Here is an 11,582-nt window from a genome sequence, read left to right on the forward strand (position 1 = left end):
AATATAAGCTTCTACTGCTTCTGTTTTTAAGTTAGAAGAATATGATTTATTATGAGGCTTATCATGCAAACTAGATTCCCCAAATAGTTTATATTTTTTAGCCCAAACACGGATTATATTTCCATGATTACTGTTGTATCTTATTCCTAGTTCGGAACATATTTGTTTGGTAGTCTTCCGTCCTGAAAGATAATCCTTAACCGCTTGTATTTTATCTTCAACTGAATATTTAAATTTTCTTCCCATAAAAAAATACCTCCAAAGTAGAGTTTGGTTATTTACCATGTCTACTTTAGAGGTATCATATCATTTTTCAAATACACCTTTTTTGTAAGTTATTTAATATAATATTTTATTTACCTTAATTATTGCTAGCATTATTAGATGGAGCTACATTATTAGAAGTATTATTATTGCTTGTAGTATCTTTATTATCAGTTGCTTCAGTGCTATTTGTATTACTACTATTATTAGAAGTAGTATTAGTATTTGAAGAACTATCATCTGATGAGAATAAATTCTTTACTGCAGTCCAAATGTCTGAAAAGAAATTACCAAGTCTAGTTAATACACCTTGAGCATCTACATTACTTACTTTGTCCTTTAATTGAGCTGAAACGTCATTTAATTGCTCTTTTAATGAATTATAATTAAGATCAAGAGCATTAATTTTTTCCATTAAGTTTACGATTTGTTCACGATTTTCTTCAGATAAATCGTAAGGATCAGAATATTTATCAACGATTTTTTCTATTTGCTTATCAGATGATGGATTTTTCTTAATAACATCTTTTTTAATATTGTTAATTAAGTTTGTAGCATCATCTTGTCCAATTTCTTCTCCCAAATCACCAGTTACAACAAGCTCTTCATTAGCTGCTTGTTTTTTGTCTTCATCAATAGTCTGTCCATCTTTACTAGTTTCAAAACCTTTTAAGATACCAGTTAAAGCAGCAGTACCAGAAACTTTAAATGGTGCAGAAGCTTTTACTACGGCATTTTCTACACCTGCAGTAATTAGTGCATTTCTAATCATTGCATCAGTTACCCAAGTTAAGTTATTAGTAGATATATCTAATCCTCCTGAAGAAGTTGGCTCAACATAAGAAGATGAAATTGACTTGTTTCCTAATTGAGCAGATGAAGCAATATTTCCTAAAGCTTGATATTCTTCTTCTGAAGTTATTTCAATAATCTCAGCATCGTTTTTTGTTACTCCAAAGTATTTTAACATATCATCCTTTTGAGTTTGAGTTAAATCAGCACCTAAAGTAACAACTGTATAAGAATCAGCTTTAGCTGCTATTGGACTTAAAGTAGTTAAAAATAAACTAGCAGATAATACTGTGATTATTGCTTTACTAATAAGTGATTTCCTTTTCATAAACCTATCTCCTTTTATATTTATTTATTCTGTATATTATAGCATATAAATTATAGGCAAATTCTTTAGAAATTATTATTTTTTTGTTATGATAATATTATTAATAATTATTATTTGAATTTTATTATATAAATAATATAAATAAAAAATTTAAATAAAATTATGTAAATAAGGTTAAAAGGAAGTGCAACATGATTAATAATAGAGAATGTGTTATATTATGTAATTTTAATGATAAGGAATTTAAAACTATAAGATTATATGCCTCTATGATAGGTATAAAAGATTTAATAAGAGTTTCATACAAAAATGGTGATTCTATAATAAATGATATATTAAATAATAAAATAAAAGAAGACGGAGCTCAAAGTTCAATTAAAGATAGAGCTATAGTTTTTAATAGTTTAGAACCAAGAAAAGTAAATGTATTTATTGATAATATGAAAAAGATGAGATTGGCCCCTTCTATGAAGGCAATTGTTACAAAAACATCTATAGAGTGGACTTTAGATATGTTATTACATCATCTTAAAGAAGAAAGAATATGGGAAAAGCAAGGGAAAATCCAAAGCCACGAAAAGGAAAAAGAAGAAAAGTAGTTTTATAATCTAAAAGATGTATATGAATGATTTAGTTCGTTTGTATACATCTTTTTATTTTATAAAGATAAAATGTAAACATTTTATTGTTAAAAAATTCTTAAAATGATAAAATTAGTTTGAGAATAAAATACTGGGGGGATATAGATGAAAATATATGAAGTATTTGATATTGGGGGAAGTTCTGTTAAGGCTTCTTTAATTAATGAAGAGGGTAAAATATTAAATAATGAAAAAATAGAAATTGCAGAAAATATAGAAGAATTTTTTGATAGTCTTGCAAATTTAGCAAATAAAAATAAAAAGGAATATCCTATAGAAGGAATTGCAATAAGTGCTCCAGGTGCAGTTGATAGTGAAACTGGAATAATTGGGGGATCTAGTGCTATTCCATATATTCATGGACCTAATTTTAAAGAAATATTAGGTGAAAAAACAGGACTTAAAATAGAACTTGAAAATGATGCAAATTGTGCAGCCCTTGGAGAGTGCTGGCTTGGAGCAGGTAAAGAAGAAAAGGATCTTGCTTTTGTTGTATGTGGTAGTGGTATTGGAGGAGCAATAGTTAAGGATAACAGAATTCATAAAGGAATACATAAGCATGGAGGTGAATTTGGTTATTCTATTGTTGGGTATGATGAAGAGAATGCAGCTACTCCTTTTTTATCATGGAGTGCAGTTGGCTCTACAACTGCATTAGCTAGAAATGTTGCTACAAGAAAAGGCTTAAAAGAAGAATTAGATGGTTTAAAGGTTTTTGAACTTTTTAATAAGGGAGATAAGGATGCTTTAGAAGAAGTTGAAAAGTACTATAGATACATGGCAATAGGTATTTATAATATTCAGTATACTTATGACCCTGAAGTAATAATACTTGGAGGAGCAATTTGTGAGAGAGAAGACTTTATTTTAAATATTGAAAAATATATAGATAAACTTATAGAATTAAATGATGGAGTTATAAGACCTGTTATTAGAAAATGCGTATATGGCAATAATGCAAATAAACTTGGAGCATTATATCATTTTATTACAAAAAACAATAAGTAATGTATGTAATTCATAAAAAAACAATATTAAAGGCTGAAAAATGATAAATTTAAGATGAATTTCATATTGACTTGGAATAATTAATAAAGGATAATAATAAGTATATAATAGTAAAGATTGTGATAAGGAAGAGTATTAAAATTAATTCTTTAAGAGAGCTGAGAAAAAGGTGGAAACTCAGTAGAATTTTTTTAAGAAGGCAGCCTTTGAATTGCTTATTGAGAACTAAGATTTTTTTTAATGTAGATAACGCCGTGATCCTCACGTTACAGAGGAAGAATATAAATTTTGTATTCTGATACTTGAGAGAGCAGAATAATTTTCTGCTTATTAGGGTGGTACCGCGGATTTAACTTCGTCCCTTATTTAGGGATGAAGTTTTTTTAATGCATAGGAAAATATAAATTTTTTTTGATGCTAAACACTGATTTTGACTGGCTTTCTCATATGGAAGTTGTCAAATGCATTAAAAAATAATTGTAGGCCGCAAAAGAAAAAATTTAAAAGTGGGAAGACTAGCAATTGCAATAAGTTAAAGGGTCAAAAAAGTATAATAAACTTAGATTTCACCTGCACTAGATAATTTAAGTTTTAGTTGCTAAATAAAAGAATTAGACTGTCACTTATAAAAAATCACATCTTAAAAATATATTGGTTTTAGAGAAATATGGTATAAACATTTTTTCAAAAGGAGGAAATAAAATGGATGAATTGTTAGAGATTTTACAAGAAAATAGCAGGTACACAGATGAACAGTTAGCAGTTATGACTGGTAGAACAGTTGAAGAAGTTAGAGCTATAATAAAAGACTATGAAAAAAGAGGTATAATTGCTGGATATAAAACCATGATAAATTGGGAAGAAGAAGGCAAAGAAAAAGTTACTGCTTTAATTGAAGTTAAAATTACACCACAAAGAGGCGAAGGGTTTAATAGTGTAGCTGAGAGAATATATAAGTTTAATCATGTTAAATCATGTTATCTTATGTCCTCTGGTGGATTTGATTTAATTGTGTTGGTTGAAGGAAAGAGTATGCAAGAAATTGCTTCTTTCGTATCTGAAAAACTAGCATGTCAGGAATATGTAAATGGAACAGCAACTCATTTTATTTTGAAGAAGTACAAAGATTACGGAACTATATTTAAGAAAGAAAAGGTCGATGATAGGGAGGCAATATTTATATGATACTAGAAAATATGATAAAGGACAATGTGAAAAACATGCCCCCATCCGGGATAAGAAAATATTTTGATATTGTAAATGAAATGGATGATGTTATATCTTTAGGTGTTGGAGAACCAGATTTTGTTACACCTTGGAATATAGCAGAAGCAGGAATATATTCATTAGAGAAAGGACATACTCATTATTCTTCTAATGCTGGTTTTGTAGAACTTAGAAAAGAAATTACTAAATATTTAAAAAGAAGATTTGATTTATCCTATAATCCAGATAATGAAGTTATAGTAACAGTTGGTGGAAGTGAAGGAATTGATATTGCTCTTAGAGCTCTTGTAGGACCAGGAGATGAAGTAATAGTACCAGAACCAAGTTTTGTTGCCTATAAGGGATGTACAGCTTTTACAGGAGCAACATCTAAGATTATTAATTTGAAAGCAGAAAATAATTTTAAACTTACAGCTAAGGAACTTGAAGAAGCTATAACAGAGAAAACAAAGGTAGTAATAATTCCTTATCCAAATAATCCAACAGGTGCAATCATGACTAAGGAAGATCTTAGACCAATAGTAGATGTACTTAAAGAAAAAGATGTAATTATTATTTCAGATGAAATATATGCTGAATTATCTTATGGAGAAAATCCACATGTATCAATAGCATCTTTTCCAGAAGTTAGAGATAGAACATTAGTTATAAACGGATTTTCTAAGGCATATGCCATGACAGGATGGAGACTTGGATATGTATGTGGAAATTCAGTCTTAATAAGTCAGATGAAAAAAATACACCAGTATGCAATAATGTGTGCTCCAACTACTGCACAATATGCAGCAATAGAAGCTTTAAAAAATGGTCAAGATAGCATTAATACTATGGTTAAGGAATATAATAGAAGAAGAAGAGTTTTAGTAGATGGCTTTAGAAAACTTGGCTTTGACTGTTTTGAACCTTTAGGAGCATTTTATGTATTCCCATGTATAAAGTCTACAGGAATGACTTCAGAAGAATTCTGTGAGGACTTATTAAGAAAAGAAAAGGTATTAACTATACCAGGAAATGCTTTTGGTGAATGTGGAGAAGGATATATAAGAGCTTGTTATGCCTCTTCTATGGAAAATATTATGGAAGCATTAAAGAGAATTGAAAAATATCTTAATGATAAAAAGTAAATATTTCATTGAAGGATGTCTATAGGACGTCCTTTTTAGTATAATACTTAAGTGTATTGCCTTATAAATATGTATAAAAATTAAATTTTATAAAAAATAAATATTTGGAATTCTAATAAAATGTGAAAAAAAGTTATATTTATGTTATAATTAAGATAATATAATAAGAAACTCGTATATCATGGGAAATATGGTCCCGAAGTTTCTACCTGCTAGCCGTAAAATAGCAGACTACGAGGCAATTTGTTTTTTTAACGTCTAGGAAAGTATAAAATCTAAAAATATGGGAAAACTAATAAATTCGGTGTTTTTTGGTATCTAAGAAGCTACGACGTTAAAAAATAATCGTAGGCTACAAAAGACCTAAAAGAAAAATAACTTGAATTAATTTTAAAAGGAATTATTTTTCTTTTAGAACCTTTTGACAGGCTTTACAAAGTGACTTCCTGCGCTGAAAAGTGTGGCGTCAGCCACTTTGTTCTTACAAAAAAGGGGGAGGTTTTTATTTTGGAAGAAAATTTACAAAAACAAGATAGGGGGCTTCTATACTGTATAGATGATACGCCTAAGATATCGTCACAAATTTTGCTTGGTCTTCAAAACATATTTGCGGCTTTTGGAGGAATTATAGCAGTTCCCTTAGTTTTAGCTAGTGCATTAGGTCTTGATGCAAAAACATCAACAACAGTAATTAGTGCAACAATACTAGCATCAGGTCTTGCAACTATAATTCAATCAAGAAGAATTGGACCTGTTGGGGCAAGAGTTCCTTGTATTATGGGAACTGATTTTACTTTTGTTGCTCCATCAATATCAGTAGGATCAGTTGCAGGCATGCCGGGGATAATAGGTGCAACAATTTTAGGTTCTTTAGTAGAAATAATAGCAAGCTTTTTTATAAAGCCTTTAATGAAGTTATTCCCACCACTTGTTACAGGTACAGTAGTTTGTTTAATAGGACTAACTCTTATTCCAGTATCTATGGACTGGGCAGCTGGAGGTTCAGGTTCTAGTGATTATGGAAGTATTCAAAATGTAGCAGTGGCAATGTTTGTTTTAATTATTACCTTATTAATAAATAGATATGGAAAAGGAATAGTGAGTTCTGCATCTGTACTTATTGGAATGTTTATTGGTTATGTTATCTGCATACCTCTTGGTATGGTTAATTTCACAACTGTAAAGGAAGCAAGTTGGTTTGCTATTCCAAATATTTTTGCTTATGGAGTAGATTTTAATTTTAAATATGTTCTAGCATTTATACCAGCTTATATAGTAACTACAATAGAGACAGTAGGATGTTTAGCTACTATTTGTCAGGTTTCAAGTGTTGAAGCTAATGATGATATAATAGGAAAGGGTGTTTTAGCAGATGGTGTAGGAAGTGCAATTGCAGGAGCACTTGGAACTTTCCCAAATACAACTTTTAGTCAAAATGTTGCCCTTATTCCTTTAACAAAGAATGCCAGTAGAAGGGTTGCTATTATGGCAGGAATAATACTTGCAGCTCTTGGTTTTTTACCTAAGTTTGCAGCACTTATAAATATAATTCCATCAGCAGTTCTTGGAGGAGCAGGAATAGTTATGTTTGGAACTATAGCAGCAGCTGGTATAAAAACATTAAGCTCAGTTGATATAAATAATAGAAATCTTCTTATTATAGCAACTTCTATAGGACTTGGTTTAGGAGTTACATTTAGACCAGATTTTATTACTAATTTACCTGAAGGATTACAATTAATTTTCTCATCAGGTATTTCAACAGGAACAATAACAGCTTTAATTTTAAATAAAATACTAAAGAGTGAAGAAGGAGGATGTAAAGATGAAGTTATTGCAGGATAGAATTTTAAAAGAGGGACGTGCTTTAAATAAGGAAGTATTAAAGGTAGACTCCTTTTTAAATCATGCTGTGGACCCAGAGCTTATGTATGAAATAGGAAAGTGTTTTAAAGAATATTTTGAAGGAAAAGGAATTACAAAAATTTTCACTATTGAAAGTTCTGGGATTGCTCCAACAGTAATGACAGCACTTCAAATGAATCTTCCTATGGTAACTTTAAAGAAGCAGACATCTAAGATTTTAAGTGGAGATGTTTATCAAACAACAGTTCATTCTTTTACTAAGGGTTCTGATTATGAACTTACTTTGTCAAAAAAATATGTAGATAAAGATGATAAAATATTAATCATTGATGACTTTTTAGCTAATGGTGAAGCGGCAAAGGGAGCTATAAGATTAATAGAGGATGCAGGTGCCGTAGTTTCAGGTATTGGTATAGTAATAGAAAAGTCTTTCCAACCTGGAAGAAAGCTTTTAGAGGATAATGGTTATGATGTTTATTCTCTAGCTAGAGTTAAAAAACTTGATAAAGATATTATAGAATTTTTATAAAATATATTTTAAAAGAGCCATCTTGAAAATTTGAGATGGTTCTTTTTATGTTTAGATATAGTAACCTTAATTAACTTTTTTTAATATTATAGAATGTAACAATATATAAGGATAAGAAAACAGTTATGCTATGTAGAATATTAAAAAATTTATTTATGAAATATAAAAGATTGCAGCCTATAGAAGAAAGGGTGTATTTAAGATTTTTAGTAATAAGTGATCTTCATATTACACAAAATAAAATAGTTGAACAGAAAAGATTAAGAAATGTACTTAAGGCTGCTTATCATTTAAATAGAAAATTGGATGCTGTTGTAATAGCAGGAGACTTGACAGATAGTGGAGAAAAAGGAGAGTATAAAACAGTAAAATGTATATTAGATAGATATGTAAAAGATAATACTATTATTATAGCTTCTATGGGTAATCATGAGTATAATACTAAAGAAATATTTACTTCTATTATGAATTTAAAGCCTAAGGATAATGTAAAGATAGGAGGATATCATTTTATTACCTTAAGCCCAAGAGAGAGCGAAAGTGAGTATGGAGGAAGCAGATATTATTTAGATAGTGATTGGCTTTTAGAGCAGCTTAAAGAGGCTCATGAAGAAGATGAAAAAAAGCCTATATTTTTAATTACTCACCATGGAATAAAAGATACAGCCTTTGGAACAGATGAATGGAATACAGAGGATCTATATGATATATTAAAAAATTACCCAGAGGTTATACATTTTGCTGGGCACTCCCATTATCCATTGAATAATCCTAAGAGCATTTATCAAAAGGAGTTTACAGAAATAAATACATCCACAATAAGTTATTTTGACTTTCCAAAGGATATTGAAAGAAATATTGAAAAATCTATTGTTAATAAAGTATGTCAGGCGCTTTTAGTTGAAGTTATAGGTGAGGATGTAAGAATAAGAAAACTTGATCTTATTCATAACAGTTATATAGGTGAAGACTGGAGAATAAATACTGCTGAGAATGTTTATGGATATAAATATACTGAAAGTAGATTGGAGAAAAGTATGAAACCTTATTTTAGCTGCTCTGCTAAAGCAGAAATTGAAAATATAGGATCTAACTCCTGTAGTATAAAAATAAGTCAGGCTAATATTAAGGGTAGCAAAGATGTTATTGAATATTATAAAGTTACATTCCTCAATACGGAAACTGGAGTGATAGATAAAGAGTGCAAAGTTTGGTCACAATATGGAATAAAACCTATACCTAAAAAAAATTATTTATGATTTTGAGGGATTGAAAGGAAATACCAAATATGAGGTTGTAGTAAAAGCATATAATGCTTACGAAAAGAGTAGTACCAACGATTTGAGGGTTATTTTTAAAACAAAATAAAATTAAACCCCATTCTTATTTCTAAAAATGGGGTGATACATAATACATCCTATCATTTTTTGAGATAATTTGCAATTTTAATTTATATACGTATATTTTAAAGAAATTTAGATTATTTTAGAGAAATAAATATCTTTTAAGTAAAAATAGCAGTTTGTTAATTTACATAATAGAGACCTTATGGAATAATAGAAAAATATGATTTTAGGAAAGAGGTATAGTATGAAAATAGGTTTTGACCATGTAAAGTATTTAGAAGAACAATCTAAGTATATATTAGAGAGAGTTAACAATTATGATAAGTTATATTTAGAGTTTGGAGGAAAGTTATTTTACGACCTACACGCAAAAAGATGTCTTCCAGGTTTTGATGAAAACGCAAAGATAAAATTATTACATAAGTTAAAAGAAAAAGTTGAAGTAGTTATATGTGTATATGCAGGGGATATTGAAAGAAACAAGATAAGAGGGGATTTTGGTATTACATATGACATGGAAGTTTTAAGACTTATCGATGATTTAAGAGCATATGAATTAGACGTTAATAGTGTTGTTATCACTAGATATGATGGTCAACCAGCAACAACTGTATTTATAAACAAGCTTGAAAGAAGAGGTATAAAGGTTTATAAACATAAATCTACAAAGGGATATCCAACAGATGTAGATACAATTGTAAGCGATGAAGGATATGGTAAGAATCCATATATAGAAACAAGCAAGCCAATAGTTGTAGTTACAGCACCAGGGCCAGGAAGTGGAAAGCTTGCTACATGCTTAAGCCAACTTTATCATGAATTTAAAAGAGGAAATTCAGCAGGATATTCTAAGTTTGAAACATTCCCAGTATGGAATGTGCCATTAAAGCATCCTTTAAATATAGCATATGAAGCTGCAACAGTAGATTTAAAAGATGTTAATATGATAGATTCATTCCATCTTGATGCATATGGAGAAACTGCAGTTAACTACAATAGAGATATTGAAAGTTTCCCAGTATTAAAGAGAATAATAGAAAAGATAACAGGAAAAGAATCAGTATATAAATCACCAACAGATATGGGTGTAAATAGAGTTGGTTTTGGAATTGTTGATGATGAAGTTGTTAGAGAAGCTTCTAAGCAAGAAATTATAAGAAGATACTTTAAGACAGGATGCGAATACAAAAAAGGCTATGTTGATAAAGAAACTTTTGAAAGATCAAGACTTATAATGGAAGAAGTAGATCTTAAAGAAAGTGACAGAAAAGTTGTAATGCCAGCAAGAAAGAAAGCTGAAGCTGTTAAATTAGAAAAAGATAATGAAGCTTGTTCTGTAGTAGCTATAGAATTAGAAGATGGAACTATAATTACAGGTAAGAATTCAGAATTAATGAATGCATCAGCTGCTGCTATAATTAATTCAATTAAGTATTTAGCTAATATTTCAGATGATATTTACTTAATGTCTCCTGTTATATTAGAACCTATTATAAAATTAAAAGAAAATACTTTAGGTTCAAGAGAAGTTCCTTTAGCATTAGAAGAAGTGCTATTAGCATTAAGTATATGCGCAGCAACTAATCCACAAGCACAAGCTGCTTTAGATAAAATAAAATTATTAAAGAATTGTCAAGCACATTCAACAACAATTCTTTCAAGCAGCGATGAAAAGATATTTGGAAAGCTTGGAATTGACGTTACTTGTGATGCTGAATATCCAACAGAAAGTCTTTTCTGGAACTAAAAAATTAATATTTTAATTGCAAAATAAGGACTTAAGTTTTCTAAAGTCTCATTTGTACCTTGTGCTAAAAGCTTTTTAATTTTAATTTGTATAGAATATTTTTTAAGATAAATAAAAATACTATAAATGAATTGAAGTTTTAAGGAGTGATTAAAATGGCAAAAGCAGGAATGAGAAGGCCTGATGTTAATGAACCTCATGGAACAGAAAGTAATCACAAGGCGCGTTATGGAAAAGGAGAACCTGTAGTACCTGAAATTCAAGGTAAAGCAAAGACAGGAAATAAAAAGGCAGGACCTATTTAATTATTATATAAAATGTAGGGGATGTAAAAAAACTCTCCTAAAAAGAAAATCGCTGTAGGCATTAAACTTACAGCGATTTTTTGGTAAAATTAAATTATGATACCAAATAATTTTACTAACTATGATAGTGCATTTTTACTTGAAAAATTTTACAGTCAAGTGACCAAACAGAATCCTAAGCTATTTTTAATGACTCAAAAATTTCTTCTATCGGCGTACCGCTTGCGGCAGCTTCATAGATAAATATTACTTTAGATTTTTGTAGATCCTTCTTAGCAGATTTATATCCAGTATTGAAGTGATAAGAATTATTAGAATACATTTTGCAATAAGTATAGTTTATTAACATTATTGTTAGATATCTATTAATACTTTTTTCACTTCTTACTTGATATCCATCAAGGC

At 29.5% G+C, this 11,582-nt stretch carries 11 protein-coding genes, 1 pseudogene, 1 riboswitch and 1 other annotated feature; of the genes and pseudogenes, 9 read left to right on the forward strand and 3 right to left on the reverse strand.

What is annotated here, in order from left to right; translation table 11 throughout:
* On the reverse strand, window positions 1-246 hold a 246-nt coding region (locus tag BM384_RS11390; protein WP_175537354.1), incomplete at its 3' end, for a transposase.
* A 115-nt stretch (window positions 247-361) separates the two neighbouring features.
* Window positions 362-1,384 carry a DUF1002 domain-containing protein gene (locus tag BM384_RS11395; RefSeq protein ID WP_090013723.1) on the reverse strand — a complete coding sequence of 341 codons (1,023 nt, stop codon included), beginning with the start codon at window positions 1,382-1,384 and terminating at the stop codon, window positions 362-364.
* A 191-nt stretch (window positions 1,385-1,575) separates the two neighbouring features.
* Here BM384_RS11395 and BM384_RS11400 point away from each other — a divergent pair, with 191 nt between their 5' ends.
* The 9 genes from BM384_RS11400 (at window position 1,576) to BM384_RS17695 (ending at window position 11,177) form a co-directional block, all read left to right on the forward strand.
* Window positions 1,576-1,983, forward strand: coding sequence for a DUF3783 domain-containing protein (locus BM384_RS11400; protein ID WP_090013725.1), 408 nt, complete (start codon window positions 1,576-1,578; stop codon window positions 1,981-1,983).
* Window positions 1,984-2,130: 147 nt separating this feature from the next.
* On the forward strand, window positions 2,131-3,033 hold the full coding sequence (locus BM384_RS11405) for an ROK family protein (protein WP_090013726.1): 903 nt from the start codon (window positions 2,131-2,133) through the stop codon (window positions 3,031-3,033).
* 110 nt (window positions 3,034-3,143) lie between these two features.
* Window positions 3,144-3,399: a binding site (T-box leader), on the forward strand.
* Window positions 3,400-3,735: 336 nt separating this feature from the next.
* On the forward strand, window positions 3,736-4,218 hold the full coding sequence (locus BM384_RS11410; RefSeq protein WP_090013728.1) for an Lrp/AsnC family transcriptional regulator: 483 nt from the start codon (window positions 3,736-3,738) through the stop codon (window positions 4,216-4,218).
* The gene (locus BM384_RS11415) at window positions 4,215-5,384 is read left to right on the forward strand and encodes an aminotransferase class I/II-fold pyridoxal phosphate-dependent enzyme (protein ID WP_090013729.1); all 1,170 of its coding nucleotides are present in this window, start codon (window positions 4,215-4,217) and stop codon (window positions 5,382-5,384) included. The genes BM384_RS11410 and BM384_RS11415 overlap by 4 nt, the downstream gene beginning before the upstream one ends.
* Before the next feature lie 152 nt (window positions 5,385-5,536).
* Window positions 5,537-5,638: riboswitch (purine riboswitch) on the forward strand.
* Window positions 5,639-5,888: 250 nt separating this feature from the next.
* Window positions 5,889-7,229: a uracil-xanthine permease family protein gene (locus BM384_RS11420; protein WP_347455067.1), complete on the forward strand. Its 1,341-nt coding sequence runs from the start codon at window positions 5,889-5,891 to the stop codon at window positions 7,227-7,229.
* Window positions 7,210-7,779 carry a xanthine phosphoribosyltransferase gene (locus tag BM384_RS11425; RefSeq protein WP_090013732.1) on the forward strand — a complete coding sequence of 190 codons (570 nt, stop codon included), beginning with the start codon at window positions 7,210-7,212 and terminating at the stop codon, window positions 7,777-7,779. The genes BM384_RS11420 and BM384_RS11425 overlap by 20 nt, the downstream gene beginning before the upstream one ends.
* 155 nt (window positions 7,780-7,934) lie before the next feature.
* Window positions 7,935-9,038: a metallophosphoesterase family protein gene (locus BM384_RS11430; RefSeq protein WP_207650719.1), complete on the forward strand. Its 1,104-nt coding sequence runs from the start codon at window positions 7,935-7,937 to the stop codon at window positions 9,036-9,038.
* A gap of 331 nt (window positions 9,039-9,369) precedes the next feature.
* Window positions 9,370-10,872: a DUF1846 domain-containing protein gene (locus tag BM384_RS11435; RefSeq protein ID WP_090013736.1), complete on the forward strand. Its 1,503-nt coding sequence runs from the start codon at window positions 9,370-9,372 to the stop codon at window positions 10,870-10,872.
* Between the two features lie 155 nt (window positions 10,873-11,027).
* Window positions 11,028-11,177, forward strand: a complete 150-nt coding sequence (locus BM384_RS17695; RefSeq protein ID WP_175537355.1) for a hypothetical protein — start codon at window positions 11,028-11,030, stop codon at window positions 11,175-11,177.
* Between the two features lie 175 nt (window positions 11,178-11,352).
* Here the strand turns inward: BM384_RS17695 and BM384_RS11440 are convergent.
* Window positions 11,353-11,582: pseudogene (locus tag BM384_RS11440) on the reverse strand (IS701 family transposase); the annotation flags it as partial.

The sequence above is a fragment of the Clostridium sp. DSM 8431 genome, from assembly GCF_900116755.1.
Taxonomy (GTDB): Bacteria; Bacillota; Clostridia; order Clostridiales; family Clostridiaceae; genus Clostridium.